This is a genomic window from Mycobacterium sp. PDNC021, from assembly GCF_048282635.1.
Taxonomy (GTDB): domain Bacteria; phylum Actinomycetota; class Actinomycetes; order Mycobacteriales; family Mycobacteriaceae; genus Mycobacterium; species Mycobacterium llatzerense.
This window is the reverse complement of the sequence record NZ_CP182502.1, coordinates 2,024,618-2,044,798: the sequence shown is the minus strand read 5'-3', so window position 1 is coordinate 2,044,798 and position 20,181 is coordinate 2,024,618. Positions and strand designations below refer to the sequence as shown.

Genomic DNA, 20,181 nt, shown 5'->3' with positions numbered 1-20,181 from the left:
ATCGACGATGCCGCCGGGCGCCCATCTGCCCGACCACCCCGAATTCCTCTGGCGCACACCCGAACCCAAGAAGTCGTACGACGTCGTCATCGTCGGTGGCGGCGGGCACGGTCTGGCCACCGCGCACTACCTGGCCAAGAATCACGGCATCACCAATGTCGCGGTGCTGGAGCGGGGCTGGCTGGCGGGCGGCAACATGGCCCGCAACACCACGCTGATCAGATCCAACTACCTGTGGGACGAGAGCGCCCGAATCTACGAGCACGCCCTCAAACTGTGGGAAGGGCTCGAAGAGGACCTGGACTACCCGATCCTGTTCAGCCAGCGCGGTGTGCTCAACCTCGCACACAGCCTGCAGGATGTGCGCGACAGTGTCCGGCGCGTCGAGGCCAACAAGCTCAATGGCATCGACGCCGATTGGGTGGAGCCCAAAGAGGTCCGCGACCTGTGCCCAATCATCAACATTTCCAGTGACATTCGCTACCCGGTACTGGGCGCCACCTATCAACCGCGCGCCGGCATCGCCAAGCACGACTACGTGGCCTGGGGCTTCGCGCGCCGGGCCGATGAGGCCGGGATCGACATCATCCAGAACTGCGAAGTCACGGGATTCATGACCGACGGCGACCGGGTGACCGGCGTGCGCACCACCCGCGGTGACATCGGCGCCGGACAGGTGGCGCTGTGCGCGGCCGGCCACACCTCCACGCTGACCGACATGCTGGGGATCCGCACGCCGCTGCAGAGCCACCCGCTGCAGGCGCTGGTGTCCGAACTGCTCGAGCCGGTGCACCCGACCGTCGTGATGTCGAATGCGGTGCACGTGTACGTATCCCAGGCACACAAGGGTGAACTCGTCATGGGTGCCGGCGTGGACTCCTACAACGGCTACGGACAGCGCGGCGCCTTCCACATCATCGAACGCCAGATGGCAGCCGCGGTGGAGCTGTTCCCGATCTTCGCCCGGGCACACCTGTTGCGCACCTGGGCGGGCATCGTCGACGTCTGCCCGGACGCGTCACCGATCGTCGGCCGCGTCGGCTACGACAATCTGTACCTCAACGCCGGTTGGGGCACAGGCGGATTCAAGGTCACGCCGGGTATCGGCTGGTGCCTGGCCGACACCATCGCGAGCGGCGTCGAACACGAATACGTCGCCCCGTTCAGCATCGACAGGTTCGTCACCGGAGCCCTCGTGGATGAGCACGGCGCCGCCGGCGTGGCGCACTAGATCTCAGGAGTCACAATGCAACTCATCGACTGCCCGTGGTGCGGACCACGCGAGGAAACCGAATTCCACTACGGTGGCCAGGCGCACGTCGCCTACCCCGAAGACCCGCAATCGCTGACCGACGAACAGTGGGCGCACTACGTGTTCTTCCGCGCCAACCCCAAGGGGCTGTTTGCCGAACGCTGGACCCACAGTGCCGGCTGTCGCCGCTGGTTCAACGCCATCCGGGACACCGCAACCTACCGATTCGACCGCGTCTACCGACTCGACGAGCAGAGGCCGACCATCTGATGAGCACATCACTGCGTACCGAGACTGGTGGCCGTATCGACCGAGATACGGTGCACACCTTCACTTTCAACGGCCGCGAGTACACCGGCCATGCCGGTGACACACTGGCCTCCGCGCTGCTGGCGCACGGCGTGCATCACGTCACCTCCAGCATCAAGATGGGCCGGCCCCGCGGCTTCACCTCGGCGTGGGCCGAGGACACCGGCGGCCTGGTCCAGATCGAGTACCCCTTCCCCGAGCCCATGCTGCTGGCCACCACCGTCGAGCTGTACGACGGTCTCGTCGCACGAGGCATCCCGGGACAAGGCCGGCTGGCCGACGTCCCCGACCCCGCGCGCTACGACTCGACCCACGTGCACGCCGATGTCCTGGTCGCCGGAGCCGGCCCGGCCGGTCTGGCGGCCGCGCTGACGGCAGCGCGCGCCGGCGCCCGCGTGGTGCTGATCGACGAGCAGAGCGAGGCCGGTGGTGCCCTGTTGGGCAGCGCCGACACCATCGATGGTCGGCCGGCACTGCAGTGGGTCGCCGATGCCGTGGCCGAGCTCGCCACCTATCCCGATGTGCTGCACCTGCAGCGCACCACGGCGTTCGGTCACTACGACGACGGCTTTGTCCTTGCGCTGCAACGGCGTACCGATCACCTCGGTGCCGATGCTCCTGTGGCGGTGAGCCGCCAGCGGGTCTGGCGGATCCGGGCCCGGCACGTCATCGTCGCCGCCGGTGCGCATGAGCGGCCGGTGGTGTTCACCGACAACGACCGGCCCGGCATCATGCTGGCGGGTGGCGCCCGGACGTTCCTGCACCGGTACGGCGTCAAGGTCGGCGAGCGGGCCGTCGTCTTCACCACCAACGACAGCGCGTATTCGGCCGCGATGGATCTGCACGACGCCGGCGTGGCAATCACGGCGATCGTGGATGCCCGCAGCAACGTGGCCTCGGATCTGCGCGCGGCGTGCGCCTCCCGTGGCATCGAACTGCGGACCGGATCGGTCGTCAGCGGCACCGACGGAGAGCATCGGGTCAGCGCCGCCATTGTCACCGGTCCCGAAGGTTCACAATCTTTGTCGTGCGACGTGCTCCTGATCAGCGGTGGCTGGAATCCCGCGGTGCACCTGTTCAGTCAGGTGCGCGGGCCCCTGCGGTACGACGACGGCATCGGCGCGTTCGTCCCCGGCGCGGAACTCGATGAGGTGAGTGTCACCGGTTCGGCCGCCGGGACCTTCGACCTGCCCGGTTGTCTGCGCGGCGGGCGCACCGCCGCGACCCGGGCCTTGTCGGGCCTCGGGTTCACCGCGGCAGCTGAACCGCTTGCCGGAGAATCGGATTCAACCCGCACCGCCGAAGCTCCCCTGGTGCTGTGGCGGGTTCCCGATGCTGACGGTGCGGCAACGCAATTCGTCGACGTCCAGCGCGATGCCACGGTGGCGGACCTGGTGCGCGCAGTCGGTGCCGGCATTCGTTCGATGGAACACATCAAGCGCTACACCACCATCGGCACTGCGCACGATCAGGGCAAGACGTCGGGCGTCGTCGCCTCGGGCATCACCGCCGAGCTGCTCGGCGTCCCCGTTGCGGACCTGGGCGTCACCACGTTCCGGCCGCCGTACACCCCGGTCGCGTTCGCCGCGCTGGCCGGCCGCAGCCGCGGCCGGATGTTCGACCCCGAACGCGTTACCGCAGTACATGATTGGCATGTTGCCCGAGGCGCGGTCTTCGAGGACGTCGGGCAGTGGAAGCGACCCCGCTATTACCCGCTGGCCGGCGAGGACATGCAGACCGCGGTCCTGCGCGAATGTGCCGCCGCGCGAACGAATGTCGGAATCCTCGACGGCTCCACCCTGGGCAAGATCGACGTCCAGGGCCCCGATGCCGGCGCCTTCCTCGACCTGCTCTACACCAACCTGATGAGCACCCTGAAGGTCGGGATGCTGCGGTACGGCGTGATGTGCGGCGTGGACGGCATGGTGATCGACGACGGCACCGTGATGCGCTTGGCCGACGACCGCTTCCAGGTGTTCACCACCACGGGCGGCGCCGCGCACATCCTCGACTGGATGGAGGAATGGCTGCAGACCGAATGGCCGCATCTCCGGGTGCGTCTCACCTCGGTCACCGAGCAGTGGCATACCTTCCCGGTGGTCGGCCCGCGGTCGCGCGACGTCGTCGGCACCGTGTTTCCCGGCGTCGACGTCAACAACGAGGCGTTTCCGTTCATGGCCTGGCGGGACACCCAACTCGACGGCGTCCACGTCCGCATCGGCCGGGTCAGTTTCTCGGGCGAGCTGGCCTACGAGGTCAACGTCATGGGTTGGTACGCAACTGCGGTGTGGGAGAGGCTGATTGCGGCCGGCGAGCCGTTCGGCATCACGCCCTACGGCACCGAGACAATGCACGTGCTGCGGGCCGAGAAGGGCTACCCGATCATCGGGCAGGACACCGACGGCACCGTCACGCCGCAGGACCTCGGGATGAACTGGGTGGTGTCGAAGAAGAAGCCCGACTTCGTCGGCAAGCGCTCCTTCACTCGCGCCGAGAACCTGAATCCGCTGCGCAAGCAGTTCGTCGGGCTGTTGCCCGTCGACGCGCAAACGGTGCTGCCCGAAGGCGCTCAGATCATCGAGACCCCTGGCGACGGTGCGCTGCCGCCGCCACCGGTTCCCATGCTCGGGCACGTCACGTCGAGTTACCGCAGCGCCGAACTGGGTCGCCCGTTCGCTCTTGCGCTGGTCAAGGGCGGCCACGCCCGCATTGGAGACACCCTCACCGTTCCGGTGGACGGCACCCTGGTGGCCGTCGAGGTCACCGGGTCTGTCCTCGTCGATCCCGAAGGAGCACGCCGCGATGGCTGAAACTCTCACTCGCCGTAGCCCATTGCAGGGTTGGGCCGCCCAGTTCGCAGCCACGCCGGCTGCGGCGCGCCTCACCGAGGAGCCGTTCGTCACGATGGTCGATCTGTGGGCCGACCCGACGGGGCCCGGCGGCGCCGAAGCCGCCCGGCTGCTCGGCCTGAACTCGTTGCCGGCGACGCCGGGGACCTGCGCCAGCGGAACTGATACGACGGCGATCTGGTTCGGTCCGCAGGAGTGGTTGGTGACCTCGACGCAGCGCGGCGGTGAGGCGCTCGAGGCGCAGCTGCACGAGGCGGTCGCCGCGGCCGGCGGTGCAGCCGTCGACGTGTCGGCGCAGCGCACCACGGCGCGCCTGCGCGGTGCCCATGCCCGCGACGTACTTGCCAAGGGCTGCTCACTGGACCTGCACCCGCGGGTGTTCGGCCGGGGTGACGCGGCCCAGACGATGCTGGCGCTCGCTGCCGTCGTACTGATTCCCTTGGACGACAGCGGAACCGACTACCGGGTCATCGTCCGGTCGTCGTTCGCCGGCTATCTGGCCGACTGGTTGATCGATGCGGTGGCGGAGTTCGGCGGCGACTAGATCGACTGGCAATGCTCGGCCTTGTCAGAGGTGCCGGTGCCGAATTCGGGCGGGCGGGGAAGTACCTGAATGCAATCGCGATTGCGATCCGCCCGCGGCTATTGCGCTCAGGGACCTCTGATGCGCCGAAACAGTACCTGACTTCAATCACCTCGGCTACGCGCACATTCTGGTTGAAGCTACGTATTCTCTGACTGCATACGTTCACACTCAAGGACTCTCGATACCTCGCCCGTACGCGACCCACAGTTCTGCCACAACAACCATGCGGAAACAACTGTGCGGCGGCAACTCATCAGAGTTGCCGCCGCACAGCGCTATTGAATTCAGTGCCCGCGGGCGATCCACTCCGCCAGATGCGGCGCCTCGGCGCCCACCGTGGTGTGGTCACCGTGGCCGGTGTGCACGCGGGTGTCCTCCGGCAGCGTCAGGATCGAATCCCGGATCGAGTCGATGATCGTCGGGAAATCACTGTACGAGCGGCCCGTAGCGCCGGGCCCGCCGTTGAACAGGGTGTCACCGGAGAACAGCGCGCCGGCCTCCGGCAGGTACAGGCACACCGACCCCGGCGAGTGTCCGGGCGTGTGGATGACCTCGATCTCGGTGCCGGCGAAACCGATCCGCTGACCGGCATCGAGATTCCAGTACTTTTCATCGGGATAGCTTGCCTGCCAAAGCATGTCGTCGCCGGGATGCAGCAGTACCGGAGCGTGGAGGGCGGTTGCGAGTTCCGGCGCCACGGTCACGTGGTCGTTGTGTCCGTGGGTGACGATGACTGCCACAACATCGCGGCCGGCGACCGCGTCGATTATCTGCGGTGCAGTGTGTGCGGCGTCGACGATGACCACCTCGGAGTCATCGCCGATCACCCACACGTTGTTGTCGACGTCCCAGGTGCCGCCGTCGAGGCTGAACGTGCCCGAGGTGACGACCCGGTCGATGCGGAGCTGTCCACTCACAGCACAACCACCGAGCGCAGCACGTTGCCCGCGTGCATGGTGTGGAAGGCTTCCTCGACCTCGTCGAGCTTGATGCGTTCGGAGACGAAGCGTTCCAACGGGATTCGACCCTGCCGGTAGAGGTCGACGAGCATCGGGAAGTCGCGCTCGGGCAGGCAGTCGCCGTACCACGACGACTTCAGCGAGCCACCGCGGGAGAAGAAGTCGACCAGCGGCATCTCCAGCGTCATATCCGGGGTGGGCACGCCGACCAGGACGACGGTGCCGGCGAGGTCGCGGGCATAGAACGCCTGCTTCCACGTTTCTGGGCGGCCGACGGCGTCGATCACGACGTCGGCGCCGAATCCGCCGGTGAGCTCCTGTACCGCCTCGATGGTGTCTGTGTCGGTGGCGTTGATGGTATGGGTGGCGCCGAGTTCCTTGGCCCACTCCAGCTTTCGCGGGTCCCGGTCGACGGCGATGATCTTGCCCGCGCCCGCCAACCGGGCACCCATGATGGCGGCGTCACCGACCCCACCGCAACCGATCACTGCCACCGAATCACCGCGCGAGACGTTGCCGGTGTTGACGGCCGCGCCGAGCCCCGCCATCACGCCACAGCCCAGCAGGCCGACCACCGCCGGGTCCGCATCGGCGTCGACCTTGGTGCACTGCCCCGCGTGGACCAGCGTCTTGTCGGCGAACGCTCCGATGCCCAGCGCCGGCGTGAGCTCGGTGCCATCCTCGAGCGTCATCTTCTGAGTGGCGTTGAAGGTGTCGAAGCAGTACTGCGGACGGCCGCGCTTGCACGCCCGGCACTGGCCGCACACTGCGCGCCAGTTGAGGATCACGAAGTCGCCGACCGCCACCGACTCGACGCCGGGCCCGACCTCTTCGACGATGCCAGCTGCCTCATGTCCGAGCAGGAAGGGGTACTCGTCGTTGATGCCGCCCTCGCGGTAGGTCAGGTCGGTGTGGCAGACGCCGCACGCCTGGATCTTCACCACCACCTCACCCGGGCCCGGGTCCGGGATCACGATGGTGGTGACTTCGACCGGGGCGCCCTTGGAGCGAGCGATGACGCCTCGAACGTGTTGCGGCATAGGGATACTCCTTGTTTGTCAGGGGATGGTGGTGGTCAGAGAACCAGGCAGAGCCGGAACGCGTCGTAGATCGCCGCGTGGATGTTGCGGCTGGCGACGGCGTCACCGATTCGGAAAAGCTGGTAGCCGCCGCCGGTGTTGCGGACGACGTCTTGCGGTTGCAGGTTGAGCAGAGCCTGCTGGTCGACCTCACCGAGGTTGGTGGAACCCGCGACCAACCCGAAGTACAACTCGTCCGACGGCAGGGTGCCGTGTTCGACGACGACGTGGTCGACCATGCGCTGCCGGGTGGCGTGCGCGTATTCGTTGTACAGGTCCACTTCGAGCCGACCGTCCTTGCGGCGCACCGCAGTCAGCCGCTCGTTGAGCGTGACGTGCACGTCGTGCTCGGCGAAAACCTTGAAGTAGCCGGGGTAATTCACGCCGCCGACGTCAGGCGCCAATGTCCGTTCCGGCGTGACGAATTCGACGGCGACGCCACTGCGTGCCAGCACCTCGGCGGCATCCAACCCGGGGTGGCCACCGTTGTCGTCGTAGAGCATGACCTCGCCGCGCGGATGCACCGCACCGCACAGCACATCCCAGCCATCGGTGACCAGATTGGCTCCCTCGGTGAGGAATTCGGTATTCGGCACTCCCCCGGTGGCGACCACGACGATATCGGGATTCTCCGCCAGCACTTCGTCGGTGTCGACGTAGCGGTTGGTGCGGATGTCGACCCCGAGCAGCTTGCACTCGTCCAGCCGCCACTCGATGATGCTGATGAGATCGCGCCGGCGCGGTGACGACGCCGCGATCCGGACCTGACCGCCCGCCGCGTCGGCAGCCTCGAACACCACGACCCGGTGGCCCCGCTCGCCGAGCACCCGGGCGGCCTCCAGTCCTGCCGGTCCTGCCCCGATGACCACCGCGGTCCGCGCGGGCCCCGTCGCCCTGGACACATGATGCGGCAGCCGATCCTCGCGGCCGGTGGACGGGTTGTGCACGCACTTGGCATCGCGGTTCTGGTAGATCTCGTCGAGGCAGTAGGTCGCGCCGACACAGGGACGAATCCGATCCTCCTCGCCCGCTTGGATTTTCGCGACGATGTGTGGGTCGGCGATATGCGCGCGGGTCATGCCGACGAGGTCGAGGAGGCCGTCGCGGATCGCATGCCGGGCCGTGGCCACGTCGTTGATCCGGGCAGCGTGCATGACCGGGATCCCGAGTTCCTTCTTGACCTGCCCGGCGAACGACAGGTGCGGCGCGACCGGGGTACCCATCGGCGGGATGACGCGCGACAGCGCCTCGTCACTGGCCATGTAGCCCTTGATCACGCTGATGAAGTCGATGCCCTCGGGCACCAGGCGTTTGGCGATCTCGATGCCGTCCTCGTACTGCAGCCCGCCGGGCAGGTCCTCGTCGAGTGACATCCGGATTCCGACCGCGAAGTCCGGTCCGGCGGCCTCGCGGACGGCGCGAATCACCCTCAACGGGAAGCGAAGTCGATCCTCCATGCTCCCCATGCCGTACTCGTCGTCGCGGTGGTTGGTCAGCGGCGACCAGAACGCGTCGAGCAGATGCGTGTAGGCCTCGAGTTCGATGCCGTCCAGGCCGGCCGCGCGGCACCGTGCGGTGGCGTCGGCGTATGCCTTGACGATGCGGTCCATGTCCCACTCCTCGGCCACCTTGGGGAAGGACCGGTGGGCAGGCTCGCGGATGGCGGACGGGTACACGACGGGCAGCCAGTCGCCGTCGTAATTGCTGGTCCGGCGGCCCAGGTGGGTGATCTGGCACATGACGGCGGCGCCGTGCTCGTGGACGCCGTACGCCAACTCGCTCAGCCACGGCACGATCTCGTCTTTGTAGACGTGCAGATTGCCGAAGGCAGACGGGCTGTCCGGCGCGACGACCGCCGAGCCACCCATCATGGTCAGCGAGATGCCGCCCTTGGCCTTCTCCTCGTGGTAGAGGCGGTAGCGGCGCTTGGGCATGCCATCCTCGGTATAGGACGGCTCGTGCGACGTGCTCACCACGCGATTGCGCAGGTTCATCTTCTTCAGCTGGAAGGGCTGCAGGAGCGGATCGATGAGCTGATGCGCCATGGGCGAGTCCGTTTCTTTCTGATGGTTCGGACGTGCTTCACACGTCGTCTTCAACCCCACAAGTACCCCTTGACCAGGTACGAATGCTGATCTACCGTATGTGAGATAACTAATATATCACTCGTCTATCAGCCCGTCTATGGACATCGAAAGGGGAAATTCCGATGACCATCAGCGTGTTCGACCTGTTCTCCGTCGGCATCGGTCCGTCGAGTTCGCACACCGTCGGACCGATGCGGGCCGCCGCCCGATTCGTCGACGATCTGCACACCATCGGCGCCTTCGGCGGCGCCACCGGGGTTGCCGCCGTCCGCGTCGATCTCTACGGCTCGTTGGCGGCGACCGGAGCCGGCCACGGCACCATGACGGCGATCCTCCTCGGCCTCGAAGGCAACCGCCCTGAGGAGATCCGCACCGATGTCATGGAACGGCGCGTCGAAGAGATGCGGGCCAGCGGCCACATCATGCTCGGCGGGTTGCGGGCAATCGCGCTCACCGAGGCCGACATGATCCTGCGCCCGTTGACCGTGCTGCCCTTCCACCCCAACGGCATGACGCTGACCGCAGTCGATGCGCACGGCGCCGAGTTGCACCTGCAGACCTACTTCTCCATCGGCGGCGGGTTCGTCGTCACCGAGGCCGAGAGCCTGGAACCCGCACGGGCCGCCACAACCCAGTCGCTGTCGTTCGACTCCGCCAAGGAGATGCTGGAACTCTGCCGCCAACGTGATTGCCGCGTCAGCGATCTCATGCTGGCCATCGAATGCGAAACCCGAACCGCCGATGAGGTCCGGGCGCGGTTACTGCACATCCGCGACGTCATGGTCGAGTGTGAAGTGCGCGGCATCGCGCGCGACGGCTACCTCCCCGGGCCCATGAGAGTGCGCCGCCGCGCCAGAGACTGGTTCGAGCGTCTCAATGCCGAGGACTGGAACAAACAGCCCGAATTCGCCGAGGACTGGGTCAATCTCGTCGCGCTGGCCGTCAACGAGGAGAACGCGTCCGGCGGCCGGGTCGTCACCGCTCCCACCAACGGCGCCGCCGGCATCGTGCCCGCGGTGATGCACTACGCCGTGCACTACACCCGGGCGGGACGGCAGGATCCCGACGGCACCGCAGTGCGGTTTCTCTTGACCGCGGGTGCCATCGGCTCGCTTTACAAGGAACGAGCGTCCATCTCGGGCGCCGAGGTCGGCTGCCAGGGCGAGGTCGGCTCGGCCGCGTCGATGGCTGCGGGTGCGCTCGCCAAAATCCTCGGTGGCACAACGGAACAGGTCGAGAACGCCGCTGAGATCGCCATGGAGCACAGCCTCGGGCTCACCTGCGATCCGATCCAGGGCCTCGTCCAGGTGCCGTGCATCGAGCGCAACGCCATCTCGGCCGGTAAGGCCATCAACGCGGCGCGGATGGCACTGCGCGGCGACGGCGCCCACTACGTCTCCCTGGACCAGGTCATCGAGACCATGCGGACCACGGGTGCCGACATGCTGTCCAAGTACAAAGAAACGTCCACCGGCGGCCTCGCGGTCAACGTGCCGGTGAACTACGTCGAATGCTGAATGTTGGTGTAGGAGAGGGAGACAACCATGCACCTCGACTGGTACGACCGGGGAATCCTCGCCTTTGTGCTGGGTTGCGCGTCGGGTTCAGGACCGTCCGACGACGCGTCCCTGGCACAGTTCGGGATCACCACGCCCCGGGTGATGCGTCGCTTCGACGCCGTCCTCGACACCGTCAGATCACACCAGATCCCGCTCGATGACGCTGACCTGACGCTCGTCCGCCAGGCCGTCGACTATCGAGACCACATGCCGCGCACCGGGTAACCCGGCCACTCCCGCCGAAACGCGCTAGGGCTGGTCGCTGACCGACTCTGCGACGCGGAACGCCACCATCCGCGCGGTGTCCTCGTCGGCGGCTTCCACCATGACCCGGACCACCTGTTCGGTTCCGGAGGGCCGCAACAGGATTCGGCCGGTATCGCCGAGTTCTGCCTCGGCTTCGGCAACCGCGGTCTGCACTGCCGGCGCCTGCGCCACCGTGGTCTTGTCGGCCACCTCGACGTTGATCAGTACCTGCGGCAACGTCTTCATGGGCGCACACAGCCGCGCCAGGGACTCCCCCGTCTGCGCCATGCGCGACATCAGCCGCAGTCCGGTGACGATGCCGTCACCGGTGGTGCCGAGCTCGGGCATCACGATGTGGCCGGACTGTTCGCCGCCGAGGGCGAACCTGCCGGCGCGCAGCTCCTCGAGCACGTACCGGTCCCCCACGCCCGTGGTGCGAACCTCGATGCCGGCTTCGCGCATGGCCAGGTGCAGACCGAGGTTGCTCATCACGGTGGCCACCAACGTGTTCGAGACCAGCTCGCCCGCATCGCGCATGGCCAGCGCCAGCACCACCATGATCGCGTCACCATCGACCAGCGCGCCTGACGCATCGACGGCCAGACAGCGGTCGGCGTCGCCGTCATGCGCCAGGCCCAGGTCGGCCCCGTGCTCGATGACGGCCTGTTGCAGCTGCGCCATGTGGGTGGAACCGCAACCGTCGTTGATGTTGAGCCCGGTCGGCTCGGCGCTGATGGCGATGACGGTCGCGCCCGCGGCCCGGTACGCCTGCGGGGCTGCAGCCGAGGCGGCGCCATTGGCGCAGTCGACGACCACTTTCAGCCCGGCCAGCGGCGCAACCGCGGCCTTGGCGGCGTGGGTGAGGTAGCGGTCCAGCGCGTCGGCGGCGTCGAGAACGCGTCCGATGCCGGCGCCCGTCGGCCGGGTACCCGGACCGGCAGCGACCAGTTCGGCGATGCGGTCCTCGGTATCGTCGTCGAGCTTGTGCCCGCCGGCGCCGAAAATCTTGATGCCGTTGTCCGGCATGGGGTTGTGCGAGGCGGAGATCATCACGCCGAGCTGCGCGTCATAGGAGGCGGTCAGATACGCCACCGCGGGGGTCGGCAGCACGCCGGCCCGCAGCACGTCGACGCCCTCGCTGGTGATGCCTGCGATGACCGCGGCCTCCAGCATCTCGCCGCTGGCCCGGGGATCTCGTCCGACCACCGCGACGCAACGGCCGGCTCCTGAGGTCGAGCAGAGCCGTCGGGCGGCGGCCGAACCCAGCGCCAGCGCCAACTCAGCCGTCAGATCACGGTTTGCGACGCCACGTACGCCATCGGTGCCGAACAGCCGACTCATAGACCCGCTTTCCTCCAGAGATGTCCTCATGAAACGCCGAAGGCGGGCGTGTCCAGACTGCGACACGCCCGCCCACGAGCAGAAACGATCAGCGCTTGCTGTACTGAGGCGCCTTACGGGCCTTCTTGAGGCCGTACTTCTTGCGCTCGATGGCACGCGGGTCACGGGTCAGGAACCCGGCCTTCTTGAGTGCCGGACGATCCTCAGGCTGAACAATGATCAGCGCACGGGCGATGGCCAGACGCAGCGCGCCGGCCTGGCCCGAGGGGCCGCCACCGTCGAGGTGGGCGTAGATGTCCACTGTCTCGACGCGGTCGACGGTCACCAGCGGGGCCTTGATCAGCTGCTGGTGCACCTTGTTCGGGAAGTAGTCCTCGAGCGAACGGCCGTCCAGGTTGAACTTGCCGGTGCCGGGCACCAGGCGAACGCGGACGACGGCTTCCTTGCGGCGACCGACGGTCTGGATCGGACGGTCGATGTACACGGGCTCGCGGGGGGCCGACTCTTCGGCCGCCTCGAACTCGGGCGCTTCGATCGCTTCTTCGGTCACTTCGGTCACTTCAGCCGTTTCGACGATTTCAGTCACTGGGCCACCTGCTTGATCTCGAAAGGAATCGGCTGCTGAGCGGCGTGCGGATGATCAGGACCCGCGTACACCTTGAGCTTCTTCTGCACCTGGCGCGCCAGCTTGTTGTGCGGGAGCATGCCGATGATCGCGTTCTCGACGGTGCGGGTCGGGTGCTTCACCAGCTGTTCGCCGATGGAGCGCTTGCTCAGGCCGCCCGGGAAACCCGAGTGACGGTAAGCAAACTTGTCGGTGAGCTTCTTGCCCGACAGGGCAATCTTCTCGGCGTTGATGATGATGACGAAGTCACCCTCATCGGAGTTGGGCGTGAACGTCGGCTTGTGCTTGCCGCGGAGCAGCTTGGCTGCTTCCACCGCGAGCCGGCCGAGGACCACGTCTTGGGCGTCGATGACGTACCACTTACGCGTGGTGTCACCCGCCTTCGGCGTGAATGTAGGCACAGCTATACCTCTTCATCTCGGGTTGAGTCCCGGTGCTATCCGGGTGTCGATCAAGTGCGCGACCTGGTATTTCCCGGCGACCGACGGTGACCCGGGAACCACTGGCCTGACGGCCTGCAGCGCACCAACGTGGGAGCTTACCCGCGGGCGTCGCCGCAGGTCAAAACGCGCAGAGGTCAGTACACCCGGTCCTGCTGGTCGGGCACGACGCTGCCGTCCGGCCGGTGCAGCGGCGCCTTGGCGCCCGTCGGCTCGATGTAGCCCTTCGTCGCGCAGGCATATGGCTCGCTCTGCTTCTTGGGGTCGATGAACATCGGGTTGACCAGCCAGTTTCCGCCCGCGTTGTCGTACGCCGTGCACATCAACTCGGTCTTGTTCCGGTTGAGTACCAGCCGCAGGGCAGTGGCGTCGGTCAGGAACGTGACGTCGGTGTCGGAGTCGCCGGCGGCGAACGCGGCGCGCTTGGGCTCGGGCTGCTGGGTGAACGCGGCCGGGCCGCTGACCCCGAACACCTCTTCATTGACCCGGCAGCGCTTGCCCTCGATATAGGTGATGGCGGTTTCGCCGCCGCAGGGCACCAGCCGGGGCGTCAGCACATCGCCGTCGCGTTCGGTCCGCACACCCATCACGTGATCGGCGGGGATACCGAGTTCTTCAGCCCACACCCGGGCAATCAGTTCAGGCGAGGCCGAGATGACCCGCACGTCGAATCCGTTGGCGTGCAAGGTTTCCACGAGGTCGCGCATCTGCGGGTAGTAGCGCACCCAGGCGGTCTCCACCCCACTGCCGATCTTCTGCTCGGCGCCGACCGGGGCATCGAGGTTCTCCTTGCGGGCCGCCTTCGCGAATTCGGCCAGCTCGGCTTCCGACCAGCCGGCGAGCATCTGCGCGTTCCAGGCGTAGGCCGGCTCGACTCGGCGGGCGTTGAACCCGGCGAATGCGGGTTCGCCGGCCTTCGTCTCGCTGCCGGTGTAGACCGAGATGATCTCGTCGGCGCACGCGGTGTCGGTGTCGGTCGCCATCGGCTGGCCCGGCTTGGCCGCGGCGCAGGCCCGGCCGAGGGCCGAGGCGGCCTGCGGAGTAAGGAACGTGCTGGTGGACGCCCAATTGCCGTCGGCCGGTGCCCGCAGCCTGCCGTTGCGCACCATCCAGAAGAACGTGGCGTCGCCGATGTCGTTCTTGACCAGGGTGTTGTCCCAGTCGAACAACGCCAGGGGCGCACCCGCGTTCACCGAACCGGTCGCGCCGCACGTGCCCAGCTTGGCGAGCATGGCGTCGATCCGGTCGCGGTTGTCGCCGTACCAGGCCGCGCTCTCCGCCAGCGTCCGGCACGACGCCTTACCGGTGGCCGGCGATTGCGCCGCCGGGGTGCTGTCGTGGCTGCTGCAGCCGGACATGGCGAGGAGGCCGGCCAGTGCAGCGGCACCGGCCAGTCGGGTCAAGCGGGTCACGGTTCTCCTGGTGGTGTCAGGTCAGTTCGGCGGCGCTGGGCGCCTCGAGCGAGGTGTCACGTGAGGTGTCCTTGAGGTCGACACCGGATCGACCCAAGGCGCGGGCACCGGACACCAACCCCGCGGCGACCCTCGCGGCCTCGGTGTAGCCGAGGCCCTCGGGCGGATGGATGTTCGAGATGCAGTTGCGGTCGGCATCGGTACGCCCCGGGATGGGCAGATGCGTCAGGTAGATGCCCAGGCTGTCGGCGACGGACAGGCCCGGCCGCTCCCCGATGATCACCAACAAGGTCCGCACTTTCGCCGCCGCGCCGATGTGGTCGCCGAGGGCGACACGGGCCTGGGTGGCGATCACCGGCGGCGCCAGCGTGTAGTCGTCACGCAGGGTGGCCACCAGTTCGGCGAGCAGCGCCGGACCGTGTTTGGCCAGGGCGTAGGGCGAGAGCCCGTCGGCCAGCACGAAGCCGATGTCGGCCGGGGTCTCGGGGACGTCCATGGGCTCGGCCGGGACCCGGCCCAGGTCGGGACGGCGCAGATACTCGCTGCGGGACTCGGCCTGGCTGCGGACCACCGCTGGTTCGCCGAGGCCGATATCCCGGACCCGGGCCGCCAGGGTGCCGATGTCGAGCGGCTCGTGCACGGCGTCCCGGGCAGCGGCATGGGCCGCCGCCAGTTCGAGCACCTCGCGGGTGGGCAGCGCGTTCCCGGCGCGGCCCAGCCCGATGCGGGCCTGGGTGGTCTTGCGGAGCTCGTCCCAGAATTCCTGGATTGCAAGATCTTCGGTCATCGTCATCCCGCCGCGGTGAGCGCACGCAGCGCCGAGCGCTGCAGATCGAAGTTGGTGAGCTTGCCGGCATCGTCGGTCATGCCGACCTTCTTCAGCCAGGCCTCGAACTCGGGCGCGGGCTTCAATCCCAAGGTGCGACGGACCGCCACGACGTCGTGGAAGGACAGGCTCTGGTAGCCGAGCATGACGTCGTCGGCGCCGGGCACCGTGATCACGAAGGCGCAGCCCGCCGCGGCGAGCAGCGTGAGCAGGGTGTCCATGTCGTTCTGGTCGGCTTCGGCGTGGTTGGTGTAGCAGACGTCGACGCCCATCGGCAGGCCGAGCAGCTTGCCGCAGAAATGATCTTCGAGCCCGGCGCGGATGATCTGCCGGCCGTCGTAGAGGTACTCGGGGCCGATGAAGCCGACGACGGTGTTGACCAGCAGCGGGTCCAGGGCACGGGCGACGCCGTAGGCGCGGGTTTCCAGGGTCTGCTGATCGACGGGCCGGCCGCCGGTGCCGAGGTGCGCACCGGAGCTCAGGGCCGAGCCCTGCCCCGTCTCCAGGTACATGACGTTGTTGCCGACGGTGCCGCGGTTCAGGGACCGGCCGGCCTCGTTGCCTTCCCGCAGCAGCGCCATGTCGACACCGAAGGCCTTGTTGGCGCCTTCGGTTCCGGCGACGGACTGGAACACCAGGTCCACCGGAGCCCCGGCCTCGATGAGGCCGATGGTCGTGGTGATGTGGGACAGCACGCAGGACTGCGCCGGGATGTCGTAGCGGCTGCGGATGTTGTCGAGCAGGTGCAGCAGGTCGGCGGTGGCCTGCGGTGAATCGGTGGCCGGGTTGATGCCGATGACGGCATCGCCGCAACCCATCAGGAGACCGTCGAGCACCGCGGCGGCGATGCCGCGGGGGTCGTCGGTCGGGTGGTTGGGTTGCAGTCGGGTGGCCAGGGTGCCCGGCAGCCCAATGGTGCTGCGGAAGGCCGCGTGCACCTGGGTGGCCGCGGTGACGGCGATCAGGTCCTGGTTGCGCATGATCTTGCTGACCGCGGCCGCCATCTCCGGCGTGATGCCGGGTGCGACGGCCGCGATACGGACTGCGGCGTCGTCGCCGGCCACCGCGTCCAGCAGCCAGTCCCGGAACGCTCCCACCGTCAGGTGCGAGATTTCCGAAAATGCCTGCTGGTCATGGGAATCCATGATCAGACGGGTGACCTCGTCGGTCTCGTAGGGCACCACCGCGTCATTGAGGAAGGTGTCCAGCGGAAGCTCGGCCAGCGCCCACGCCGCGGCGGCCCGCTCGGCATCGCTGTGGGCCGCGCACCCGGCGAGTTCGTCACCGGAGCGCAGCGGCGTGGCCTTGGCCATCAAGTCCACAAGCCCGTCGAAGGTGTAATTCACCCCCGAAATCCGCTGGTGGTACTTCATTTCAGCTCGTCCTCGGCTTCTGCGAGCATCGCGAACTCTTCATCAGGAGAGTTTGCCACCAAACGGTGCCGGCTGTAGAGCGCGAAGTACAGCATGAACGCGCAGAACACCAGGAGGCACAGACCGGCGGCGACCGGGTTCACCAGGAAGGTCGCGATGACGGCGACGACGGCGATGACGAGAGCGAACGACGTGGTCGCGATGCCGCCCGGGGTGCGGTACGGCCGCGGCATGTTCGGCTCGCGACGGCGCAGCACGATGTGGCTGACCATCATCAGGACGTAGCTCACCGCAGCGCCGAAGACGGCCATGTTCAGCAGCAGGTCGCCCTTGCCGGTCAGCGACAACAGGAAGCCGATGACGCCGGGGACGATGAGCGCCAGTGTCGGCGCCTTGCGCGAGTTGGTCACCGACAGCTGGGTCGGCAGGTAGCCCGCCCGGGACAGGGCGAACAGCTGGCGCGAGTAGGCGTAGATGATCGAGAAGAAGCTCGCGATGAGGCCGGCCAGGCCGATGTAGTTGACCAGCTTGGCTCCGGCGCCGGAACCGAGTGCCTCGACGAGCGGGTTGCCCGAGCCCGACATCTGTTGGGCCCCACCGACACCCGTGGTGAGGATCAGCACGACGGCGCAGGTGACCAGCAGGATCGTCATTGCCGCGATGATGCCGCGCGGCACGTTCTTCTCCGGGTTGGCGGTCTCTTCGGCGGCCAGCGGCACACCTTCGATGGCCAGGAAGAACCAGATGGCGAACGGGATGGCGGCCCAGATGCCGAGGTATCCGTGCGGCAGGATGTCGGAAGCTCCGGCCGCTCCCGTGTCGACGGCGATGGTGGTCAGGTTCGAGATGTCGAACTGCCCGATGGCACAGACCGCGAAGATCACCAGGCCCAGCAGCGCGATGGCGGTGATCACGAACATCACCTTGAGCGCCTCACCGACGCCGGACAGGTGGATACCGATGAAGAAGGCATAGGCCGCGAGATACACCCACCAGCCGTTGTGAATCCCGAAGAGTCCCAACGATTCCACGTAGGCGCCGATGAACGTCGCGATGGCGGCCGGGGCGATCGAGTACTCGATCAGGATCGCGGTACCGGTGGCGAAACCGCCCCATGGGCCCAGGGCGCGGCGCGCGAAGGTGTAGCCGCCGCCGGCGGCCGGCAGGGCCGAGGACAGCTCGGCCATGCCGAGCACCAGGGCCAGGTACATGCCGGCGATGATCACGGCCGCGATGGCGAGACCGCCGAAACCGCCTTGCGCCAGGCCGAAATTCCAGCCGGAGTAGTCCCCGGACACCACGTAGCTGACGCCGAGGCCGGCGAGCAGCAGCCAGCCCGCGGTGCCTTTCTTCAGCTGACGCTTGGCGAGGTATTCGTTCGTTTCGACATGTTCTTCAACACCGTGAGCGGAGTGCTCACTGGGCGGGTTGGCGATGGACACTGCAGACTCCTGAGGGGGATGGCGGATTACCGCGGTCTGCCCCCAGGACCCATCTGGTGCCGACCGGAATTAGTTTGTCGCCGAACGCATTTGAGAACGCGTCGACCGAGCCCGAAGCGAGCGCCCGCGTATTCGGGGGTTACGCGGGCGCTCGCGGATCGGGGATCAGAAGAAACCTTGAGCCTTCGTCGAGTACGAGACGAGCAGGTTCTTCGTCTGCTGGTAGTGGTCCAGCATCATCTTGTGGTTTTCCCGGCCGATGCCGGACTGCTTGTAGCCGCCGAAGGCGGCGTGCGCGGGGTACATGTGGTAGCAGTTGGTCCACACGCGACCGGCCTTGATGTCCCGGCCGGCCCGGTAGGCGACGTTGCCGTTGCGCGACCAGACGCCGGCGCCCAGGCCATACAGGGTGTTGTTGGCGATGGAGATGGCGTCGTCGTAGTCCTTGAACGACGTGACCGACAGCACCGGCCCGAAGATCTCCTCCTGGAAGATGCGCATGCCGTTGTGACCGGAGAAGACCGTCGGCGTCACGTAGTAACCACCGCTGAGGTCGCCGCCGAGCTCGGCCCGCTCACCACCGGTGATCAGCTGGGCGCCTTCGGATTTGCCGATCTCGATGTACGACAGGATCTTCTCGAGCTGGTCGTTGGAGGCCTGCGCGCCGATCATGGTCTCGGTGTCCAGCGGGTCGCCCTGGCGGACGGCCTTGGTGCGGATCGCGGCCAGCGCCAGGAACTCGTCGAAGATGTCGGCCTGGATGAGGCTGCGCGACGGGCAGGTGCAGACCTCGCCCTGGTTCAGCGCGAACATGGTGAAGCCTTCCAGGGCCTTGTCCTGGAAATCGTCGTTGGCGGCCATGATGTCGCTGAAGAAGATGTTCGGGCTCTTGCCGCCCAGCTCCAGGGTGACCGGGATCAGGTTCTGGCTGGCGTACTGCATGATCAGCCGGCCGGTGGTGGTCTCACCGGTGAAGGCGATCTTGGCGATGCGGTTGCTCGACGCCAGCGGCTTGCCCGCCTCGACACCAAAACCGTTGACCACGTTGACAACACCCGGCGGCAGCAGGTCACCGATGACCGAGAACAGGAACATGATGGAGGCCGGGGTCTGCTCGGCGGGCTTGAGCACGATGGCGTTGCCGGCGGCCAGCGCGGGGGCCAGCTTCCAGACGGCCATCAGGATCGGGAAGTTCCACGGGATGATCTGGCCGACGACGCCGAGCGGCTCGTGGAAGTGGTAGGCGACGGTGTCGTCGTCGATCTCGGAGAGCGAGCCTTCCTGGGCCCGCAGCACCCCCGCGAAATAGCGGAAGTGGTCGACTGCCAACGGGATATCGGCGTTCAGGGTCTCGCGCACCGGCTTACCGTTGTCCCAGGACTCGGCGACGGCGATGGCCTCGAGGTTCTGCTCCATGCGGTCGGCGATCAGGTTGAGAACGCGGGCTCGGTCCGCCGCTGACGTCTTGCCCCAGGCGGGCGCGGCGGCGTGCGCAGCGTCCAGCGCCTTCTCGATGTCGGATTCGTCCGAGCGAGCGATCTCACAGAACACCTGGCCCGTCACCGGGGTACGGTTCTCGAAGTAACGTCCGGCAGCGGGAGCCACCCACTCGCCGCCGATGAAGTTGTCGTAGCGGGCCGGGTAGGTCATCACCGAACCCTCGGCACCGGGACGCGCGTAAACAGTCATGGGGTTCACTCCTCGCAGTGGTCAAACACAATTGTGCTGCTGATCACTTACGGTACGCAGAAGTGGGTTGCAACACAGTTGCATCGTTCAACGCGGTTGAACCGTGA

The 20,181-nt window shown here is 67.2% G+C and carries 17 protein-coding genes; 6 read left to right on the top strand and 11 right to left on the bottom strand.

Translation table 11 applies throughout. From position 1 onward, the window contains the following. Positions 1-7: 7 nt before the first annotated feature. Genes ACNO8X_RS09550 through ACNO8X_RS09535 form a run of 4 tightly spaced genes read left to right on the top strand, consistent with a single transcriptional unit; the run spans position 8 to position 4,954 of the window. Complete coding sequence (locus ACNO8X_RS09550; protein ID WP_418005838.1) at positions 8-1,231, top strand: sarcosine oxidase subunit beta family protein; 1,224 nt, start codon at positions 8-10, stop codon at positions 1,229-1,231. Positions 1,232-1,246: 15 nt separating this feature from the next. After that, positions 1,247-1,522 (top strand): sarcosine oxidase subunit delta, encoded by a 276-nt coding sequence (locus ACNO8X_RS09545; protein WP_043400840.1) that lies wholly within the window; start codon positions 1,247-1,249, stop codon positions 1,520-1,522. Beyond that, complete coding sequence (locus ACNO8X_RS09540) at positions 1,522-4,371, top strand: 2Fe-2S iron-sulfur cluster-binding protein (protein ID WP_418005068.1); 2,850 nt, start codon at positions 1,522-1,524, stop codon at positions 4,369-4,371. Before ACNO8X_RS09545 ends, ACNO8X_RS09540 begins: the two co-directional genes overlap by 1 nt. Next, positions 4,364-4,954 (top strand): sarcosine oxidase subunit gamma, encoded by a 591-nt coding sequence (locus ACNO8X_RS09535; RefSeq protein ID WP_418005067.1) that lies wholly within the window; start codon positions 4,364-4,366, stop codon positions 4,952-4,954. Before ACNO8X_RS09540 ends, ACNO8X_RS09535 begins: the two co-directional genes overlap by 8 nt. Positions 4,955-5,280: 326 nt before the next feature. On the opposite strand, the gene ACNO8X_RS09530 is transcribed toward ACNO8X_RS09535, so the two are convergent. From ACNO8X_RS09530 to ACNO8X_RS09520, 3 genes are read right to left on the bottom strand one after another with little or no spacing between them, the layout of a single operon-like run. After that, positions 5,281-5,913 carry an MBL fold metallo-hydrolase gene (locus ACNO8X_RS09530; RefSeq protein ID WP_418005066.1) on the bottom strand — a complete coding sequence of 211 codons (633 nt, stop codon included), beginning with the start codon at positions 5,911-5,913 and terminating at the stop codon, positions 5,281-5,283. Beyond that, on the bottom strand, positions 5,910-6,995 hold the full coding sequence (locus ACNO8X_RS09525) for an S-(hydroxymethyl)mycothiol dehydrogenase (protein ID WP_418005065.1): 1,086 nt from the start codon (positions 6,993-6,995) through the stop codon (positions 5,910-5,912). The genes ACNO8X_RS09530 and ACNO8X_RS09525 overlap by 4 nt, the downstream gene beginning before the upstream one ends. 35 nt (positions 6,996-7,030) lie before the next feature. After that, complete coding sequence (locus ACNO8X_RS09520) at positions 7,031-9,079, bottom strand: NAD(P)-binding protein (protein ID WP_418005064.1); 2,049 nt, start codon at positions 9,077-9,079, stop codon at positions 7,031-7,033. 164 nt (positions 9,080-9,243) lie between these two features. Between ACNO8X_RS09520 and ACNO8X_RS09515 the strand changes: the two genes are divergently transcribed. Further along, positions 9,244-10,638 (top strand): L-serine ammonia-lyase, encoded by a 1,395-nt coding sequence (locus ACNO8X_RS09515; RefSeq protein WP_418005063.1) that lies wholly within the window; start codon positions 9,244-9,246, stop codon positions 10,636-10,638. A 27-nt stretch (positions 10,639-10,665) separates the two neighbouring features. Then, positions 10,666-10,905, top strand: a complete 240-nt coding sequence (locus tag ACNO8X_RS09510; protein WP_260937575.1) for a hypothetical protein — start codon at positions 10,666-10,668, stop codon at positions 10,903-10,905. 24 nt (positions 10,906-10,929) lie between these two features. Here the strand turns inward: ACNO8X_RS09510 and glmM are convergent, their stop codons facing one another. The 8 genes from glmM to adh all read right to left on the bottom strand — a co-directional run bounded on the left by glmM (position 10,930) and on the right by adh (position 20,074). After that, complete coding sequence (glmM, locus tag ACNO8X_RS09505; protein WP_260937573.1) at positions 10,930-12,267, bottom strand: phosphoglucosamine mutase; 1,338 nt, start codon at positions 12,265-12,267, stop codon at positions 10,930-10,932. 88 nt (positions 12,268-12,355) lie between these two features. Further along, a complete protein-coding gene (rpsI, locus tag ACNO8X_RS09500) occupies positions 12,356-12,802 on the bottom strand; it encodes a 30S ribosomal protein S9 (protein ID WP_231575709.1) in 447 nt (148 codons plus the stop codon). 47 nt (positions 12,803-12,849) lie between these two features. Continuing rightward, the gene (rplM, locus tag ACNO8X_RS09495) at positions 12,850-13,293 is read right to left on the bottom strand and encodes a 50S ribosomal protein L13 (protein WP_133759637.1); all 444 of its coding nucleotides are present in this window, start codon (positions 13,291-13,293) and stop codon (positions 12,850-12,852) included. Between the two features lie 176 nt (positions 13,294-13,469). Continuing rightward, positions 13,470-14,690, bottom strand: a complete 1,221-nt coding sequence (locus ACNO8X_RS09490) for an HAD family hydrolase (protein ID WP_418005837.1) — start codon at positions 14,688-14,690, stop codon at positions 13,470-13,472. Between the two features lie 70 nt (positions 14,691-14,760). Then, entirely contained in the window at positions 14,761-15,537 is a 777-nt protein-coding gene (gene eutC, locus ACNO8X_RS09485; protein WP_418005062.1) for an ethanolamine ammonia-lyase subunit EutC, read from the bottom strand. After that, entirely contained in the window at positions 15,534-16,943 is a 1,410-nt protein-coding gene (locus tag ACNO8X_RS09480; protein ID WP_418005061.1) for an ethanolamine ammonia-lyase subunit EutB, read from the bottom strand. The genes eutC and ACNO8X_RS09480 overlap by 4 nt, the downstream gene beginning before the upstream one ends. Further along, complete coding sequence (eat, locus tag ACNO8X_RS09475; protein WP_418005060.1) at positions 16,940-18,385, bottom strand: ethanolamine permease; 1,446 nt, start codon at positions 18,383-18,385, stop codon at positions 16,940-16,942. The genes ACNO8X_RS09480 and eat overlap by 4 nt, the downstream gene beginning before the upstream one ends. A gap of 165 nt (positions 18,386-18,550) precedes the next feature. Beyond that, the gene (gene adh, locus ACNO8X_RS09470; RefSeq protein ID WP_418005059.1) at positions 18,551-20,074 is read right to left on the bottom strand and encodes an aldehyde dehydrogenase; all 1,524 of its coding nucleotides are present in this window, start codon (positions 20,072-20,074) and stop codon (positions 18,551-18,553) included. Positions 20,075-20,181: the final 107 nt, after the last annotated feature.

What these genes read in the sequence shown, in the direction of transcription:
- ACNO8X_RS09550 (WP_418005838.1), top strand. Translation starts at nt 8, where the DNA reads ATGCCGCCGGGCGCCCATCTGCCCGACCACCCCGAATTCCTCTGGCGC.
- ACNO8X_RS09545 (WP_043400840.1), top strand. Translation starts at nt 1,247, where the DNA reads ATGCAACTCATCGACTGCCCGTGGTGCGGACCACGCGAGGAAACCGAA.
- ACNO8X_RS09540 (WP_418005068.1), top strand. Translation starts at nt 1,522, where the DNA reads ATGAGCACATCACTGCGTACCGAGACTGGTGGCCGTATCGACCGAGAT.
- ACNO8X_RS09535 (WP_418005067.1), top strand. Translation starts at nt 4,364, where the DNA reads ATGGCTGAAACTCTCACTCGCCGTAGCCCATTGCAGGGTTGGGCCGCC.
- ACNO8X_RS09525 (WP_418005065.1), bottom strand. Translation starts at nt 6,995, where the DNA reads ATGCCGCAACACGTTCGAGGCGTCATCGCTCGCTCCAAGGGCGCCCCG.
- ACNO8X_RS09520 (WP_418005064.1), bottom strand. Translation starts at nt 9,079, where the DNA reads ATGGCGCATCAGCTCATCGATCCGCTCCTGCAGCCCTTCCAGCTGAAG.
- ACNO8X_RS09515 (WP_418005063.1), top strand. Translation starts at nt 9,244, where the DNA reads ATGACCATCAGCGTGTTCGACCTGTTCTCCGTCGGCATCGGTCCGTCG.
- ACNO8X_RS09510 (WP_260937575.1), top strand. Translation starts at nt 10,666, where the DNA reads ATGCACCTCGACTGGTACGACCGGGGAATCCTCGCCTTTGTGCTGGGT.
- glmM (WP_260937573.1), bottom strand. Translation starts at nt 12,267, where the DNA reads ATGAGTCGGCTGTTCGGCACCGATGGCGTACGTGGCGTCGCAAACCGT.
- ACNO8X_RS09490 (WP_418005837.1), bottom strand. Translation starts at nt 14,690, where the DNA reads ATGTCCGGCTGCAGCAGCCACGACAGCACCCCGGCGGCGCAATCGCCG.
- eutC (WP_418005062.1), bottom strand. Translation starts at nt 15,537, where the DNA reads ATGACGATGACCGAAGATCTTGCAATCCAGGAATTCTGGGACGAGCTC.
- ACNO8X_RS09480 (WP_418005061.1), bottom strand. Translation starts at nt 16,943, where the DNA reads ATGAAGTACCACCAGCGGATTTCGGGGGTGAATTACACCTTCGACGGG.
- adh (WP_418005059.1), bottom strand. Translation starts at nt 20,074, where the DNA reads ATGACTGTTTACGCGCGTCCCGGTGCCGAGGGTTCGGTGATGACCTAC.